At 45.0% G+C, this 17,900-nt stretch carries 12 protein-coding genes and 1 tRNA gene; 10 read left to right on the top strand and 3 right to left on the bottom strand.

Features of this window, described 5'->3' with window-relative positions; translation table 11 throughout:
- Positions 1 to 12: 12 nt before the first annotated feature.
- From B3O12_RS01530 to B3O12_RS01510, 5 genes are all read left to right on the top strand, one after another.
- Positions 13 to 7,464, top strand: a complete 7,452-nt coding sequence (locus tag B3O12_RS01530; RefSeq protein WP_286755039.1) for a lamin tail domain-containing protein — start codon at positions 13 to 15, stop codon at positions 7,462 to 7,464.
- 111 nt (positions 7,465 to 7,575) lie between these two features.
- Positions 7,576 to 7,728 (top strand): hypothetical protein, encoded by a 153-nt coding sequence (locus B3O12_RS01525; protein WP_189628674.1) that lies wholly within the window; start codon positions 7,576 to 7,578, stop codon positions 7,726 to 7,728.
- Positions 7,729 to 7,933: 205 nt separating this feature from the next.
- Positions 7,934 to 8,320 carry a TraR/DksA family transcriptional regulator gene (locus B3O12_RS01520; RefSeq protein ID WP_189628675.1) on the top strand — a complete coding sequence of 129 codons (387 nt, stop codon included), beginning with the start codon at positions 7,934 to 7,936 and terminating at the stop codon, positions 8,318 to 8,320.
- Positions 8,320 to 8,907, top strand: a complete 588-nt coding sequence (scpB, locus tag B3O12_RS01515; RefSeq protein WP_286755038.1) for an SMC-Scp complex subunit ScpB — start codon at positions 8,320 to 8,322, stop codon at positions 8,905 to 8,907. Before B3O12_RS01520 ends, scpB begins: the two co-directional genes overlap by 1 nt.
- A gap of 43 nt (positions 8,908 to 8,950) precedes the next feature.
- The gene (locus B3O12_RS01510) at positions 8,951 to 9,745 is read left to right on the top strand and encodes a pseudouridine synthase (protein ID WP_286746597.1); all 795 of its coding nucleotides are present in this window, start codon (positions 8,951 to 8,953) and stop codon (positions 9,743 to 9,745) included.
- Between the two features lie 112 nt (positions 9,746 to 9,857).
- On the opposite strand, the gene B3O12_RS01505 is transcribed toward B3O12_RS01510, so the two are convergent.
- Positions 9,858 to 9,930, bottom strand: a tRNA-Phe gene (locus tag B3O12_RS01505).
- A gap of 100 nt (positions 9,931 to 10,030) precedes the next feature.
- Between B3O12_RS01505 and B3O12_RS01500 the strand changes: the two genes are divergently transcribed.
- Together B3O12_RS01500 and B3O12_RS01495 are read left to right on the top strand one after the other, a co-directional pair.
- Positions 10,031 to 11,359 (top strand): 4Fe-4S dicluster domain-containing protein, encoded by a 1,329-nt coding sequence (locus B3O12_RS01500; RefSeq protein WP_286746598.1) that lies wholly within the window; start codon positions 10,031 to 10,033, stop codon positions 11,357 to 11,359.
- A gap of 13 nt (positions 11,360 to 11,372) precedes the next feature.
- Positions 11,373 to 12,161 (top strand): (Fe-S)-binding protein, encoded by a 789-nt coding sequence (locus tag B3O12_RS01495; RefSeq protein WP_414706544.1) that lies wholly within the window; start codon positions 11,373 to 11,375, stop codon positions 12,159 to 12,161.
- A 158-nt stretch (positions 12,162 to 12,319) separates the two neighbouring features.
- Here B3O12_RS01495 and B3O12_RS01490 read toward each other — a convergent pair whose 3' ends face one another.
- Together B3O12_RS01490 and B3O12_RS01485 are read right to left on the bottom strand one after the other, a co-directional pair.
- On the bottom strand, positions 12,320 to 13,165 hold the full coding sequence (locus B3O12_RS01490) for a hypothetical protein (RefSeq protein WP_286755036.1): 846 nt from the start codon (positions 13,163 to 13,165) through the stop codon (positions 12,320 to 12,322).
- 10 nt (positions 13,166 to 13,175) lie between these two features.
- Positions 13,176 to 13,850: a DM13 domain-containing protein gene (locus B3O12_RS01485; RefSeq protein WP_189628683.1), complete on the bottom strand. Its 675-nt coding sequence runs from the start codon at positions 13,848 to 13,850 to the stop codon at positions 13,176 to 13,178.
- A gap of 102 nt (positions 13,851 to 13,952) precedes the next feature.
- On the opposite strand from B3O12_RS01485, the gene B3O12_RS01480 reads away from it, so the two are divergent.
- From B3O12_RS01480 to B3O12_RS01470, 3 genes are all read left to right on the top strand, one after another.
- A complete protein-coding gene (locus tag B3O12_RS01480) occupies positions 13,953 to 14,456 on the top strand; it encodes a hypothetical protein (protein ID WP_189628684.1) in 504 nt (167 codons plus the stop codon).
- Between the two features lie 36 nt (positions 14,457 to 14,492).
- The gene (locus B3O12_RS01475; protein ID WP_286755035.1) at positions 14,493 to 16,559 is read left to right on the top strand and encodes an OmpA family protein; all 2,067 of its coding nucleotides are present in this window, start codon (positions 14,493 to 14,495) and stop codon (positions 16,557 to 16,559) included.
- Between the two features lie 162 nt (positions 16,560 to 16,721).
- Complete coding sequence (locus B3O12_RS01470) at positions 16,722 to 17,885, top strand: AIR synthase related protein (RefSeq protein WP_286755034.1); 1,164 nt, start codon at positions 16,722 to 16,724, stop codon at positions 17,883 to 17,885.
- The last annotated feature ends 15 nt before the right edge of the window (positions 17,886 to 17,900 follow it).

Below are 17,900 nucleotides of genomic sequence, written 5' to 3'. Positions count from 1 at the left end.
TGAGCACAAAAAATGAGAAATTGTTTTCTCCTTACTTTTCTACTCTGCACACAGTATGCTATTGGGCAGATAGGCAGTTTTCCCTATTCACAGGGATTCGAGAATGCATTTACCACCGGCAACAACGTAGAATTCATTACTGACTGGACAGGTAATGAGGTGTCTACCTCCAGCCGTATCTTTCAGGGAAGTGATGCACGAAGCGGCAGTTCCTCCCTACACATTATTCCAACATCTACTTTTAGTGGAGAAGTATTAATTACTCTCGACCTTACCGGAATTAGCAATCCGAAAGTCACTTTTTATGCCTATTCCAAACAAAATGGAGCCAGTTCAACACGACCGGTATTGCTTTCTTTTTCCACCTCTATTGATGATGGAAACAACTACTTGGACAACACCAGTATAGGTGATGAGACCACCTTTCCTAACAATAATCTAACCAGCTACACTGCCTATGAATATGAACTACCTACGGCAGCAAACGGTGAAAACAATGTAATTGTACGCATAACGGCCAGCAGAGGAGACGGAAGCGGATCGGCTGCCGAACTCGTAATGGACGACTTTACTATTGAGGAACAAGTGCTCCCTTTGGCCATTAGCAATACTACGGCCATTGACGCCAATACGGTGGAGGTAACTTTTAACCAGCCGGTGGAGCAGGTCACTGCCGAAACTGTCGGAAACTACGCCATAGACAATGGCGTTTCGGTAACCGCAGCTTCCAGAAGTTCTTCCCAAGTGGTAAGGCTTACTACCTCCGGCATGGTAAATAACAATTATACCCTTACCGTGAACGGTGTAGAAGATGAAGCAACTAACACGGCTGCCAATAACCTGCAGAGTAGCTTTAGTTATGTGGTTCCGCTGGCTATTGAGAGTATTAGCGTGGTAGATAAAAACACACTGCTGGTAGACTTTAATCTAAATGTAGAACAAACCACAGCAGAAACCCTTAGTAATTACGGTCTGGACAATGCCATGGGCAACCCAAGCTCCGCGGTAAGGAATAGTGTTTCTAATGATCTGGTAACCCTCACTTTTAGTACCGACCTGGCCGATGCCAGTTACACCCTAACCGTTGACAATGTTACAGATGAGTCTACACTAGCTACAGCCAGTAACCTTACCGGTACATTCAGCTATCTCAATTTGGCTGTGGAATCGGTTACGGTCAACTCTTCTACTAGCATTACCATAGATTTCAATCAAAACTTGAACCCTCTTTCGGCCGAGAACACCACCAACTATAGCGTTAATTTTGGAAGAGGGAATCCAACCAACGTAGTACAAAGCATTACAGACGCCTCGATAGTTACCTTAACCGTATCTCCGGGCTTGGTGAATAATACCTATGAGATTACCATAAACAATGTGGCCAATACAGCCGGCAACTCGGTGGCGACCAACCTTACGGCCAATGCTTCTTTTCAAACCCCCACTTCTACCAGGCAAATAGTAATTAATGAAATATATGCCGATCCATCGGGAGCCAATGCCCCAAGTCCGGTGGTTCTACCCTCTGGTTCGTCAGAAGAGTTTGTCGAATTGTTCAATACAAGCAGCGAGGCCATAGACCTGACCGGCTTTGAGCTTTCGGGAGGCACCATTGGTAACCATGTGCTAAATGGAGGTGACTATGTAATACTTACCTCTTCCAGCAATGTGGCCAGTTTTCAACCATTTGGCAACGTGGTGGCTGTTTCTTCATGGAATGCCCTCACCAACACTGGCGAAGCTCTTGTGTTACGGGACAACCTGGGCAACCTAGTCGATAGCCTGACCTATGACCTGACCTGGTATAGAGACAACAACAAAGCCGATGGTGGCTGGAGTTTGGAGCAAATAGATCCGGAAAGACCCTGTAGCGATGTAGACAATTGGAACTCTTCCATAAGTGCGCAAGGAGGCACGCCAGGTACGATAAACTCCGTATTCGATAACACTCCTGATAACAGCGCTCCGGGTATAGTCAATGTGTTGGCTAACTCCAATCAAGAAATTGTGGTGTTGTTCGATGAGTTTATCGATCCGGCTTCCGTGAGTGGAGCAACGTTCGGGCTCAACCATGGAGCGGCCGTTTCTTCGGCCACACAAAACCTTCCGTACGGACGCAGCATTACCCTGAGCCTTAGTCCCGCGATGAACTCCGGCAATATTTTTACCCTTACAGTAAATGGGCTCACCGATTGCGCAGGAAACGCAGTGGTCAATGGCACTTTCGACTTTCTGTTCGACAATGAAGCACCCGTATTGAGCCGATTGGTCTATAAAACTCCTCAGCAAATAGATCTGATTTTCGATGAGCAACTCAATGAAAGCATTGCCGAAACAGAAACTAACTTTAGCATTAACCAGGGAATAGGCAACCCTTCGCAGGCTACTTTAAATAACACACAGCGCAACAGGGTTAGCCTAACCTTTGGCACCACCCTTACAGAAGGAGACTCATACACCCTCTCCTATCAAAACATGGCCGATACCTTAGGCAATACAATTACAAACAGCAACGAAGTGTTCGGCTTTGTGAACCAAATTGACACAGTGATAGTGGTGAGCAGCCAGCTTCTAGATGTGTATTTCGAGGCCGATCTGAATGAGCCGGCTGCGGAAACAGTAGGCAACTACCTGGTGAACAGAAGTATAGGAAACCCTATTAGCGCGGCTCTAGACAACAGCAACCCCAGGTTAGTGCATTTGGTTTTTGACAGCTCATTTCCCGAGAATACAACTACGGAAATATCTTTCGAGAACATACAAAACTCTAGTCTGGCCTACCTTCAGCTTTTCAATACTCCTTTTGTATATGACACAGACGACCCCGATATCGATTCGGTAGTGGTTGTAGACCAGAATACCTTACAGGTCTATTTTGATGAAATATTGGATGAAACCAGCGCTGAAACCATTAACAACTACTCCGCAAACAATGGCATTGGCACCCCTGCTCAGGCTATACTTCAACCGGGGGGCACTTCGGTGGTTTTAAATTTTGCAGTGGATTTTGAGCAGGAAGTCAAAAACGTACTTACCCTAACTGCTATAGAAGATTTAGCAGGAAACGCCATTTCAACCAACCGAAACTTTGATTTTACTTTCGACCGGCTGCCGCCAAGGCTTGTGGGGGTTGAACTGCTCTCTCCCGTGGTTTTGGCGGTTGAATTCTCAGAAGAGGTAGTCAAAGCGGTGGCAGAAAATGTGAACAATTACTCGGTCAATAATGGTATAGGAAACCCCATTCAGGCGGTTAGAACCGAAAAAAACACAAGTATTGTTGAACTAACCTTCAGCAACCTGGGCAACAATACCAGCAACACGCTAACCATTTCCAATATCTCCGACCTGTTTAACAACGATCTGCCGACCAACCTTACGGCAAGTTTTTCTACTTTGCTACCCGAATTTGGTCGCTTCATTGTATTGAGCGACACAAGTATTCAAATTCAGTTCACAAAACCTCTTACAAAGGCAAGTGCCGAAAGAATCAGCAACTATGGATTCGATAGAGGTCTTGGCCCCTTTAGCCTGGTTCAAAGTAGCACAGATGCCTCTATTGTTACTCTCTATTTAACCACAAGGCTTGAAGAAAACCTCAACTACCGCTTAGTTATTAATAACCTTCAAGACCTTGACGGAAACACAGTGCCGCCAACCACTTTCGATTTTACATACAATGATCTTATTACACAGGTGAGCCTCATTAACGCCAACACTTTGGAGGTGCTCTTTGAAGTGGATGTGGATGAAACCCTTGCCGAAACCAGCACCAATTACTCCCTCAACAAAGGAATTGGCAACCCCTTGACTGCCGTTAGGAGTTCGACCAACAGCAAGCGGGTTACCTTGTTTTTCGATAAGGCCCTGACCGAATCGGCTACCTACCAACTTACCATACAACGCATAAGAGACATATACGGAGACGTGGTTCCGGCCAGCAGAACTACCCTGCTCTACGATGTAACTCCCCCGGCCATTAGCGCTGTAAACTCTACCTACAACAACGAAATAGATGTAATATTCAACGAACCACTCGACAGGGCAACAGCCACCAGCCTCAACCATTACTCCTTGAACAACGGGGTAGGGCAACCGGTAAGCATTCGTCTTTCAACCGATGCTACCACCGTAACACTCCGTTTTGCCAATAGCCTCGTAGACGGTTTGAACTATACACTCACTGTAGACCGGGTAGAAGACCTGCAAGGCAAAGCCATTGCTGCCTCTACCTTCGACTTTACCTTTAGTTCCCCAATATCTCCGGCCTTCAGAGACCTGGTGATTAATGAAATCTATTTCGACACACATTTTACTTCGGGCATACCCAATTACGAGTTTATTGAGCTTTATAATAGAGGTACCGAAGCCATAGAGTTGAGAGACTTTGCCATAACCGATAAGCGAGATACGGCCTACCTGACCAGTTATGTACTTCAGCCCAATGCTTACCTTACAGTTTCTACTCAGGCCGGTAAAGTAAGCCTGCAAAACTTTGGTCCGGCCATGGGAGTAAATCGCTTTCCTTCACTTTCCAATACAGGGGAGACCATTGTTTTTCTGGACAGAGACAAGAATGTTGTCGACTCACTGAGCTACACAAAGGCCTTTTACAATGACAACACCAAATCATCTGGAGGATACACCGTAGAGCTCATTAACCCCAACAAACCCTGCTTTGACCAAACCAACTATGCGGCATCGGTTCACCCAAACAAAGGCACTCCCGGAGTCCAAAATTCGGTGTACGACACCACACCCGATACTACGCCACCCTTATTGCAAAGTGTCTCTGTAGTTTCAGGCACCCAACTGCGCCTTACATTCAATGAATCAATGAATTTGGCCTCGCTTATACCTGCCAACTTCACGTTGGAAGATGGCATAACCGTAAGCTCCATAACACTCGAAAACACTTTTGGAAGTCAGATACTGCTCAACCTAAGTGCTCCTTTCCAAACCGGAATATCGCGTACCATCACACTCAACAATATTCAGGACTGTACAGGAAACACTCTTTCCACACAAGGTACCTTCCTCAAAGGATCTACACCGGAGGCTAACGAGCTTTTGGTAACGGAAATAATGGCTACACCTGCCCCCAGCAACGGGCTTCCGGTAAGGGAATACTTTGAAATTTATAACAACAGTAGTGAGGTGATGGATTTGGGTCAGGTAATTTTTAAAGATGACAACGGCACCTACCGTCTAAGCAGTTTTAATCTGCAACCTGCCGAATACATTATTATAACCAGCAACTCCGGGGCTACCGACTTAGCCGTTTATGGACACGTCTTGGGAGTTAACTCCTTTCCTACCCTTACTGAAAAAGATCGCATACGGCTGGAAAACATCCATAACGAATTAATCTTTGAAGTTGAATACGACAAAACCTATTACCAAAACGACAGTAAAGACGATGGTGGGTTTAGTATAGAAATGATTAATCTGGCACCGGCCTGTTTCGATAAAGCCAATTGGATAGTGACCAACTCTTCTGTTGGGGGCACTCCTGGAGCTCAAAACTCAGTATATGACAATTCACCTGATACCACGGCTCCAACCATTACGCAGTTCACAGTGGTTTCCTCAACTACTTTCGATATTCAGTTTAGCGAATCTATGAATGTGGCCACACTGGTTCCTGCCAACTTCACCTTTTCAGGAGGGCTCAGTTTAAGCAGCATTACTCAAACCGAAAAGTTCGGCCGAAAAATTAGGCTTACTCTTTCTACTGCCTTTGCCACCGGAACACCATATACACTTTCTGTTAATAACCTGAGCGATTGTGCTGGCAATATACTGCCACAGCAAATCCTTCAGTTCAGCCGGGGTGCCACACCTTCACCAGGCCAACTCATTATTACCGAAATAATGGCCAACCCCACTCCAGCTCAAGGCCTTCCGGAGGTAGAGTATCTTGAAATACTCAATGTTTCGAACCAAATACTATCACTAACCGGAGTAATATTAGCCGATGCTACCAACTCAACCCTGTTGGGTAACATGAATATAAGCCCGGGAGAATACGTTCTACTGGCTCCATCTTCAACTGCAAGTCAACTCAATGGTTACGGAAAAGTTTTGCCAGTAACCAATTGGCCCAACCTCAATAATACTGCCGACCGCCCGACACTATATACGCCAGGCGGGGTAGAAATACACCAGGTAAACTACAATTCCAGCTGGTACAGAAGCAGCACCAAGGCCAATGGCGGATATTCTTTAGAAATGATAGACCCTGACTTTCCATGCCTTGAGGGAGCAAACTGGATAGCCTCAGACAACCCAAACGGAGGAACACCGGGAGCCTTAAACTCTGTAGATGGCGACAACCCCGACCTTACCGGCCCTAGTTTGCTGCAGGCCGTGGCTGTTACCAAAAGCGTAGTGCAATTAACCTTTAGCGAAAAGTTAGAATCATCCACCGTGGCCCTGGACCGCTTTAGTGCCGACAATGGTTTATCGTTTATCTCCGCGCAACTGGATGAAACCAAAAGAATTGTGACCCTGGTTACGGCCACAGATTTGGCCGATAATAGCCTTTACACCATTACGGCAGACAACATTACAGACTGCACGGGCAACCTTATACAAGCCAATGGCAAATCCGCCACGCTCATTATTCCGGCCAAAGCCGAACCACTAGACATAATCGTGAATGAGGTACTCTTTAATCCGGTAACCGGTGGTCATCGTTTTGTGGAATTCTATAATCGGTCTAACAAATACATTAACCTAAGAGGCTGGAAGATTGCCGGCCTTACGAACACCCGGGTAATTACAGACAAAGACCTGTTTATCCACCCGGGATCCTACTTTGTGGTAACCTCAAACGGAGCAAACATTAAGAGCCAGTACCCCTCAGCCGATGAGTCTACCTTTATTGAAATTAGCTCAATGCCCAGCTTACCAACTAACGAGGGTACCGTGTTTATATACAATTTAAACAACCTGCAAATTGACCATTTCGCCTACAGTGAAGATTATCATTCTCCCTTGTTGGATGATGTGGATGGTGTATCGCTGGAAAGAATCCTGTTTTCGGGTGGTTCCAACGACAAAAACAATTGGTTCTCGGCCTCCTCGACAGAAAATTACGCTACACCCGGTTATGAAAATTCGCAGGCGCGCACCCCTCAAAACCAGATAGGGGCCGTGAGGGTAGATCCACCAACCTTTGCCCCCGATGTAGCCGGAGCCAAAAACTTCACCACGCTCAACTACGCCTTCGACACGCCCGGCAACACCCTGAACATTAGAATTATCGATGCCGAAGGACGCATAGTAAAAAGACTAACTCAAAACACTATTGTGGGCAAGGAAGGATTCTTTACCTGGGATGGCACTACCGAAGACGGAGGCAAGGCCAGAGTGGGATACTATATGGTGCTCATGGAGGTGATCTCAGCAGAGGGAAAAATCAGTTACATAAGAGACAAGGTAGCTATAGGTTCAAGACTTTAGTATAGCACAATTGACAAACTAACAATTGTTAGCCTAATGTTATGGATATTATAACAATGTTACCTATCTTTCTGTTAACCAACTAAATGAGACCACCAAAGAATCAACTAAATGAATTGCTTAATCAATGAGACTATCGATCGCTATATGCGAAAAGGTCGTAGAATGGACGTAATTGCCCGATACATACGGCTAAAGTACAAAGTAACCATCGAGAACTCCGCGTTATCCAAACGTTTAGATCTCATCAACTTAAATTACTAAAACTTAAAGGCTCATCACGAGCCTTTATTTTTGAAAAGTAATTTGGCCGAACCCGCCCATCACAGAATTAACACCCCAAAAAAGAGCAGTTCACCACACGAAAACTCAATTTTAGCTGTTTTTAAAAAACATATTTATTCTTTGTAAATGAGTTGGGTCAACTTATTTTAGCGCAAATTTTTTTCGACACTAATTCAATAACAATATGAGCCAGACGGAGAAAACAAGGTACTCAGAAAGTGAGCTAAAGGAATTTGAGGCGCTCATTCTTGATAAAATAGAAAAGGCCAAAAATGAACTGGCCGAATTGAAGAAAAGTCTTACCAAAAGTGGTGACACCGGTGAAGACATAACCAATAACTCTACAAAAGTATTGGAAGACGGTGCAGACACGCTGGAAAAAGAAAACCTTAACCAGTTGGCGGCACGTCAGCAAAAGTTCATTAACAACCTGGAAAATGCTCTTATCCGCATTAAGAACGGAACCTACGGTATATGTGTAGATACCGGCAAGCTAATTTCCAAAGAGCGTCTTAAGGCCGTTCCGCATACCATGCACTCCATTGAAGCCAAATTGGCTCAGCGCAGCTAGTGGACTTTTTGGCCAACCATATTGAAGCGCTCATTTTCTGTGCTCCCAAACCCATTAAGGCAGAAGACATACAGTCATGCCTAAGCGAAATGTTTGAGGCCGATGTTCCCATGGAAGATATCGATAAAACCATATCTTCCATACAGGAAAAGTACGCAGCCGATGCATATGCCTTTGAGGTAATTAAGAGCGGAGGAGGCTATCAGTTTCTTACCAAGCCGGCCTATCAGGCGAGTATTGGCATATTACTAAAGCAGCAGTCTAAAAGAAGACTCTCTGCCTCTGCTCTGGAAACCCTATCCATAATTGCCTATAAACAACCCGTCACTAAATCGGAAATAGAACAGATAAGGGGAGTTAACTGCGACTATACCGTGCAAAAACTGCTGGAAAAAGAGCTCATCGAAATCAAAGGCAAGGCCGAAAGCATAGGTCGACCAATGCTCTACGGTACCTCCGAGAAATTTATGGACTACTTTGGCATTAACGACCTGAAAGAACTACCCACCCCCAAAGATTTTGCCCAGAACGACAACGAAATAGGCAGCCCCGAAAAAGAAGAAGAGCCCAGCATAGAAGAAGATTAACTACCTTTGCCCAAAACTACAGTAGTGATACTGCACAAGAATTATGGGCAAAAAACCATTCAGACCAAAAGGCCACTCCGGCCTCAAACACAAAGCCTCAAGTAAACAAGCTGCTCCGGAAAAGAACGTGATGGAAGCTTTTCCTATGCGGCTCAATAAATACATTGCCAACTCCGGGCTATGCTCCAGAAGAGAAGCCGATAAACTCATTGAACAGGGAGAAATTACCGTAAATGGCAAAGCAATCACCGAAATGGGTTTTCAGGTGCAAAAAAATGATGTCGTGCGGCATGCAGGCAAGGTGCTAAAACCCGAGAAGCCCGTATACGTGCTCCTGAATAAACCCAAAGGTTATATTACTACAACCTCCGACCCGGAAGGCAGAAAAACCGTAATGGAGTTGGTAAAGAATGCCTGTACGGAGCAAATATTTCCTGTAGGAAGGCTAGACCGAACCACTACGGGCCTGCTTCTTTTTACCAACGATGGAGACTTGGCCAAGAAACTCACCCACCCCTCCGGTAACATTAGAAAAATATACCAGGTAACCTTAGACAAGCCCCTTACTAAAAACGACTTCATTGCTATTGTTGAAGGATTTGAGTTAGAAGATGGCCCTGTGCGGGTTGACGACCTGGCCATATTAGACGCTACCAAAACGGTAATAGGCATTGAGATTCATATGGGCCGAAACCGAATTGTGAGAAGAATCTTCGAACACTTTGGCTATCGGGTAGAAAAACTCGATCGAACCGTTTTTGCGAGCCTCACTAAAAAAGACCTCCCCCGTGGAAAATGGAGGTTTTTGAGTGAAAAAGAATTGCGCTCGCTTAAATAAAAAATAGTATGCATGCATACTATTTTTTCGTGGTTTGTTATATTCGCAAAGATGTGCAAACGATTTCTATACCCATCAATAAAAAAAGCCTCACGAGGAGGCTTCTGGGTTGTGGTGCTGAGTGGATTCGAACCACCGACTCACGGATTTTCAGTCCGATGCTCTACCAACTGAGCTACAGCACCTGAATTGGAGGCACAAAAGTATACAAAAAGTTAAAGCGTGCAAAACATTTTCAATAAATTCAAAATTCAAACAGAATCGCCAACAAAGCCCATTTAAAACATGGAATACTTGCCACAAATTGCCTTTGTAGTAGTCATTGCGGTGGCTACCTACCTCCTCTACAAACGAATTACACAAATTCGTAAAAACATATTATTGGGTCGCAAAGAGAGTAGAACCGATCAGCGGCCGAAACGCTGGAAGACCATGTGGCTGGTAGCTTTTGGGCAAAAGAAGATGTTTAAAAGAATTGTCCCTGCCTTTTTACACCTGCTCATATATGTCGGCTTTCTGGTCATCAACCTGGAGGTGCTAGAGTTTGTAATAGACGGCCTGGCCGGAACTCACCGAATTTTTGCTCCGCTTTTGGGCGATTTCTACACGGTGCTTATCAACATCTTCGAGTTTCTGGCTGTTGGCGTTCTGGTTTCCTGCATTGCCTTCTTAATCAGGCGCAACATACTCAAAGTAAAACGCTTCCATTCTCCGGAAATGAAGAAATGGCCAACACTCGATGCAAACCTGATTCTCGTCATCGAGATCATACTTATGTTTGCCATTCTTACCATGAATGCTACGGATATGCTCATTCAGGGACAAGATGAACACTATGCACAAACCGGTAAATTCTTCTTTAGCTCCTTTTTAACTCCCCTGTTCGAAGGCTTAAATGTATCCACACTTATTCTCATTGAGCGCTCGGCATGGTGGTTTCATATTGTAGGCATTTTGGCTTTTGCAGTGTATGTAACTTACTCTAAACACCTGCACATTGCCCTGGCCTTTCCAAACACTTGGTACTCCAACCTTAAAGCCAAAGGACACATGGAAAACATGCCTGTGGTAACCAATGAGGTGAAAATGATGCTGGGCATGCCTGTGGAAGGTGCAGAAAACCCGCCAACTGAAGTAGCCAGATTCGGAGCCAAAGATGTGAATGACTTGAGTTGGGTGAATATAATGAACGCTTACTCCTGCACCGAGTGCGGCCGTTGTAGCTCTGAATGCCCGGCCAACCAGACGGGCAAGAAGCTTTCTCCAAGAAAAATAATGATGGACACCCGCGACCGTGCAGAAGAGGTTGGAGCCAGTTTGGCCAAAGGTGGAAAAGGCCTGGAAGATGGCAAGTCACTCTTGGGTGACTACATCACCAAAGAAGAAATTAACGCCTGCACCAGTTGCAATGCTTGCGTAGAAGCCTGCCCGGTGAATATAGATCCGCTTTCTATCATCCTTCAAATGAGAAGGTATGTAGCCATGGAAGAGTCGGGTTCGCCAGCCAGCTGGAACAGCATGTTCCAGAATGTTGAGACCAATTTCGCACCATGGAAGTTTGCACCAACCGATAGGTTCAAGTGGGCTGATGAATTAAAAAACGCAGAAAAGTAAGAAGATGAGTACTATGAATACAAGTGTTCCAACCATGGCCGAAATGACCGCCAAAGGAGAAACCCCAGAAGTTCTTTTCTGGGTGGGTTGTGCCGGTTCTTTCGATGACAGATATAAAAAGGTAACCATTGCCTTCATAAAAATTCTAGAAAAAGTAGGCATCTCTTATGCCGTTTTGGGCGAGGAAGAAACCTGTACAGGAGACCCGGCTAGAAGGGCCGGTAACGAATTCCTCTTTCAAATGCAGGCCATGGCCAACATTCAGGTACTGGATGGCTACGGGGTGAAAAAAATTGTGACCGCTTGCCCGCATTGCTTCAACACTTTGAAAAATGAATACCCCGACCTGGGCGGCAACTATGAGGTCATTCACCACTCCACCTTTCTTCAGCAATTAATCAATGAGGGCAAGGTGAAAATGAAAGGTGGTGGAGAATTTAAAGGGAAGAAAATTACCTACCACGACTCATGCTACTTGGGCAGAGCCAATAATATTTATGAGGCGCCACGAGAGGTGCTGCAAGCATTGGATGCCGAGTTGGTTGAAATGAAAAGATGCCGAACCAAAGGCCTTTGTTGTGGAGCTGGTGGGGCGCAAATGTTCAAAGATGCTGAGCCAGGAAATAAAGAAGTAAATATTGAAAGAACAGAAGATGCCTTGGCCACCGGTGCCAACATTATTGCGGCTGCTTGTCCTTTCTGTATGACCATGATGCGAGATGGTGTTAAAAGTAAAGAGAAAGAAGACAGTGTAGAGGTCTTGGATCTTGCAGAACTAATCGCAAAAAATGAGGGACTTTAGTAAAAAAGAGAGGGGCGAAAGCCCCTCAACTATTTATTATTAAACTAAACTCACTCGCTTGAACGCTAGCCGTATGCCTGAACAAGGAATGAATCTCTTAAACTAGCGTTTTATGCCAACAGTACAAACTACAAAACTCTGTATGCATCTAATTACTGCTAGATGGTTAAATAGAGGCCTATAGAAAAGCTGGGGCTGGCCAATACCCTTCTTCCCGAGGCCGCAAAACCTACAGCAGTAGAAAGTCCAAAACTCTCTTTTATCCTGTAATTGAGTTCCGGAGTAATGGCCAGGTATTCAATATTGTTAGAGAAAATTCCATTGGAAGGCGTTTCTACATCGCTGCCATTGTTGAAGGAGTTGACACTATACACTTTTAAAGCTCCGGATAATCGGCTTGTAAGACTATGCCCCACCTCAACACCCCAGCGCCATTCATCGCTGAAATTGTTGCTCCTGTTATTAAACGCCAGTAAGGTGTTGACATAGCCCTTTCCCTGATTAATGCCCCGGCTCGCCTCCAGGCTTATCATTGTATTAAACTCACCGTCTCCTGTTTGCAGCACCCCTGTTTGGCCCCCGGCATCGTTTCCAAAAGGCAGCCCGAAAGTAACCGAAGCACTCATTACAACAGGTTTATTAGTTATGAGGCCATATTTGAAACTAATGTCCGTATCGCCAAACGAGTTTACCGCATCTCCGGGAGCTATTTGATTACCATTGGCATCTACCTGCTCATTGAGGGTAGCTCTTGAAAAGAAAGGCACATAACCAATCACGGTAAGCTTATCCGTCAATCCGTACTCTCCATACAAACTGGTAATGTACACACTAGCCGTGGCAATGTCTATTATCTCCCCATTAGGAGCATAATAGCTTCCTGAGCGAATGACATATTGGCTCCATTTAAAATACCCCTTTCCTTTTGGCGAAGGCCATCCGCCACCGGCATAGCTCAATTGCACCAGCAACCCTATCCCTATTATTAACACAATCTTCTTCATATCCACCTATTCAATTTTCTAATCGGCCTGCACCAAATACAGCCCCAAAGGGCTTACAATACACTAACACATGGTTGTATGAAAACAAGCGCACATTATCTATGCTGGTCTCATACACCTGCATACCGGAATTAGACTTTAGCCTACCCATCTCAAAGCCGCCCGTTACCGACCTTTCGTTATTCGATAAAAACACAAAAAGTCCGGGTCCGTTAGATGAACTAAAGTTTTGAAGAAAGGTAAGGCGCAGCTTATCATCTACCTCCTCCAACACAAACTGACCATTTACGCTGTAATCGTTTACCCCCATAAACCTACCCATGCGCTGGTTATTCCCAACTTGTGTTTCGGAAGCCGCTGCCACATCAATAGAATCGGCTGCGCCATTGTAGCTTGCTCTAATGCGCACGCTTCCCGGCATAATGGCTTCGGCAAGGCCCGTATCATCTACACTTATCACTTCAGGGTTACTGGAACTCCACGAAATCATTGAAGCTTCCATTTCTCCAAAACGATTAAAAAACTCAGCCATTAACTGATAAGATTCTCCAACCGCAATACTCTGCAGTCGCGTATTAATGCTCACCCTTTCCGGCACCAATAGCTCATCTACCACATCGGTGCCCACACAGGCCGTCAGAAGGGTAGTACAACTGACGATTAAAAAAAGCTTTTTACTTTTCATGAACTGTTTAACCCAAACCGTGGAATTTTTGTGACAATCAATTGGTTGCAAATGACAACCGAACGACATTTGACAAGTTAAAACCACTAGCATCGTTTACCTATGACAACTGCTTTTGACCAACTGAACGACAACGCACGCATCTGGATATTCCAATCTTCGGCACCTATTGACCCAGGTATTGAGCAGGTTCTGCTGGATGAAATTGATGCCTTTTTGAAAAAATGGGCTGCTCATGGCGCTGATCTTATGGCTTCTGCCACCCTATTACACCGTCAGTTTATTGTGCTGGGCATCGATGAACAGTTCAACATGGCCAGCGGCTGTTCCATAGACAGCATGATGCGATTTATGCAAGAACTAGCCGAAAAGCACAACCTGAACTTATTCGACCGAACTCTGCTGGCCTTTCTGAAGCAAAACAAAGTGGAGACGGTAGAGTTAAAAGCACTAAAGTCGCTCATAGCACAAGGCTATTTTGAAAATGGTGTGTTATTTTTCAATAATACCGTTCAAACCAAAGGCGACTTGCAAAAAAACTGGTTGGTAAAACCAGAGGAAAGTTGGCTCAAAAGATACTTTGATAGTGCAAAAAGCGTATTATAAGATAGCTTTTGGGAATTTTGCCCTAATTTACCACATATGAAGACGAAAAGCTTCTTGATGACTCTGGCCACGGTAATCGTATTGCTGGGCTGTAGTTCGAGTAAAAACTTTCTGGGAGTACAAGAAGAGCCTAAAAAGGTGGCTCCACGCCCTTCAAACCCTTCTGTAGGTCAGCCCGAGAATGCTGCCGATGTATTGGCCAAAGAACCGGAAAAAACCACTCCAAAAATTCTGCGAAGCTATGTTGAAGACCAGAATTACACACAGGCCATTAAAGAGTTTCAGGCGGCCCTGAGTCAAAATCCTGATGCCGCAGATATTAACTTCTACACAGCCGAATCGTACCGAAAACTTGGCGACCTCAGAGCTTCTACCCCCTATTATGAAAAGGCCATTGCCGGAGGTTTCGAAGATGAAGAATTGGAGTTAAACTATGCTCAGGCTCTGAAGGCCAGCGAAGAGTACGACAAAGCTCGCGAGGTACTGAGCAATTATCTTACTTATGCTTCTTTGGAAATTTACCGCGACAGAGCCCAAAGAGAACTAGCCAATTTGACCAAATTGGATAGTATCAGCCTGTATGTTCGAGATGTAGACCTCAAACCACTCGAATCCATCAACTCCGATCAATCTGAATACAGCCCGTTTTTCTACAACAACAAACTCTATTTTGTCAGTACCCGGGAGGCTACTACCTTCCAACGCTATGGCCTTCCTTTTAGCGATATATTTAGCGTAGACCTCGATGGCCTGAGTCCAAAAGCAGAAACGCTGAGCAAATTGCCCGACCTGTTTAACTCTACTAATATTAACGAAGGCCCTATAGCCTTTTCACCCGATGGAAACACCGTTGTGTTCGCCAAAGGCAACCCTGAAGGAAAGAAAGAAAGAAGAAGTGTAGACTTATATGTGGCTACAAAACGCAATGGTGAGTGGTCTACCCCAGCTCCAATGCCCATTAACAACCCTCTGGCCTGGGATACCTCTCCTGCTTTTAATCAATCGGGTACAACTATTTATTTTGCCTCCGACAGACCAGGAGGCTACGGTGGCTCGGATATCTACAGAGCAACCATTAACGCTCGCGGCCGCTGGGCCGATGTTACCAACATGGGGCCAGATATTAACACAGCCGGAGATGAAGTCTTTCCTTACGTTTCACCAGACAACAAACTCTATTTTGCCTCCAATGGACATGCCGGTTTCGGTATGCTCGACCTGTTTGTTGCTGAAAATAAAGGAGGCGTAATTACAGTAAAAAATATGGGGCCATCCTTCAACTCCAGTTCCGATGACTTTGGGCTTGTGTACAGCGACTTTCCGTTCGAAGGTTTCTTTAGTTCCAACAGGCCGGGAGGCAGTGGTGGAGACGATATTTATAGCTTCGTAGATAACTCAAGCGATTTAAAAACCATCACTTACACACTCAAAGGCACAACCTACCGGATTAATGAAGACAGCACACAAAGCATATTGGGTGATGTTCGTGTAAAGCTACTCGATGAAAATGAGCAACTGGTAGACGATGTACTTAGCAGTCGAGGAGGGTCATACAGTTTTAAAATTGACCCGGAAAAAAACTATACCATCATTGGCGAAAAGCAAGACTACTTCACCGCACGCAAGTTCTTTTCTACCGTAGGAGAAGGCATTCCACAAGAGGAGCTTGTTGAACGCTTCAATGAAAAAGTATTCAATGAAGATATTGCTCTGGATCCAATAATTCTCGAAAAGGCTATTGTGCTCCAAAATATTTACTACGACCTCAACCGTGCTGAAATCCGAAGTGATGCAGCGGTAGAGTTGGACAAATTGGTTCAGATATTAAAAGATAACCCGAACATACGTATTGAACTGAGCTCCCACACCGATGCCCGTTCAGATGACGACTACAACCTCGACCTCTCGCAACGCAGAGCACAAGCAGCGGTAGACTATATTGTTTCCAAAGGTATTTCGGCCGACCGTCTGATTGCCAAAGGCTATGGAGAGTCGCAGTTGGTAAATGGGTGTACCAATGAGCGAATTGATGAGTGTACGGAAGAGGAACATCAGCAAAACCGAAGAACAGAGTTTAAGGTAATAGAATACGAAAGAAACTAGCCTGACAGGTCACCCACACCATGGTGTGGGTAGCTTTGGCCTGACCAATAGTATTCAAATACCGTTCGTTTAGAGCAAGCCTTCCCCTTTTCGTGGGAAAGACGATAAAATTTTACTTTTGAGGCAACCTCTTCTTATTTTTGAGCCACTAACCATTCGATAATGAGCGACAGATATATGCAAAGGGGCGTGTCAGCGTCTAAAGAAGATGTTCACAATGCCATCAAAAACCTCGACAAAGGCATTTTCCCCAATGCATTCTGCAAAGTGGTTCCCGATCTAATTGCCGGAGACCCCGATTATTGCAACATTATGCATGCTGATGGGGCCGGCACCAAGTCTTCACTTGCCTATTTGTACTGGAAAGAAACCGGAGACCTAAACGTATGGAAAGGCATTGCCCAAGATGCCATAATCATGAACATAGACGACCTGCTTTGCGTAGGTGCCACCCAAAACATATTGCTCTCTTCTACCATTGGCCGTAACAAAAACCTGATTCCGGGAGAAGTCATATCCGCCATTATCAATGGCACTGAAGAGGTTCTTCAGATGCTGAGAGACAATGGTGTAAACATAATATCGACCGGTGGAGAAACAGCCGATGTGGGCGATTTGGTGCGCACAATTATTGTAGACAGCACCGTAACGGCCCGTATGAAGCGAGCGGAGGTAATTACCAACGAAAATATTAAACCCGGGCAGGTTATTGTCGGCCTGGCCTCATACGGTCAGGCCAGTTATGAAGAGGAATACAACGGTGGAATGGGCTCAAACGGGTTAACTTCTGCCAGACATGATGTGTTCCACCACTCCATAGCCGAAAAATATCCGGAAAGCTTTGACCCCTCTGTACCCAAAGAGTTGGTTTACTCGGGCTCAAAAAAACTTACCGACCCTGTGGAGGGCTCTCCCTTAGATGCCGGTAAGTTGGTCCTTTCTCCCACCAGAACCTATGCCCCTATAGTAGTAGAAATACTTAAAAACCTCCGCCAGGAGATTGGTGGAATGATACACTGTAGCGGTGGAGCTCAAACCAAAGTGCTTCACTTTGCCAAAAACGTACACATTGTTAAAAACAATCTTTTCCCCATACCTCCACTGTTCAAGCTCATTCAATCAGAAAGTGGTACCGAATGGAAAGAAATGTACAAGGTTTTTAACATGGGCCACCGAATGGAAATCTATATTGATGAAAAACATGCCAACGACATTATAGCGATTAGCAAAAGCTATAATGTTGATGCAAAAATTATTGGCCATGTTGAAAGCTCTTCTTCCACCAGCTTAACCATTGAAAATCAGGGCCAAAAGTTCTCATATTAAGCCCTAAAATTATGG

The organism is Roseivirga sp. UBA838 (assembly GCF_002296035.1).
Taxonomy (GTDB): Bacteria; Bacteroidota; Bacteroidia; order Cytophagales; family Cyclobacteriaceae; genus Roseivirga; species Roseivirga thermotolerans.
The sequence above is the reverse complement of the archived record's forward strand: the minus strand, read 5'-3'. Positions and strand labels throughout refer to the sequence as shown.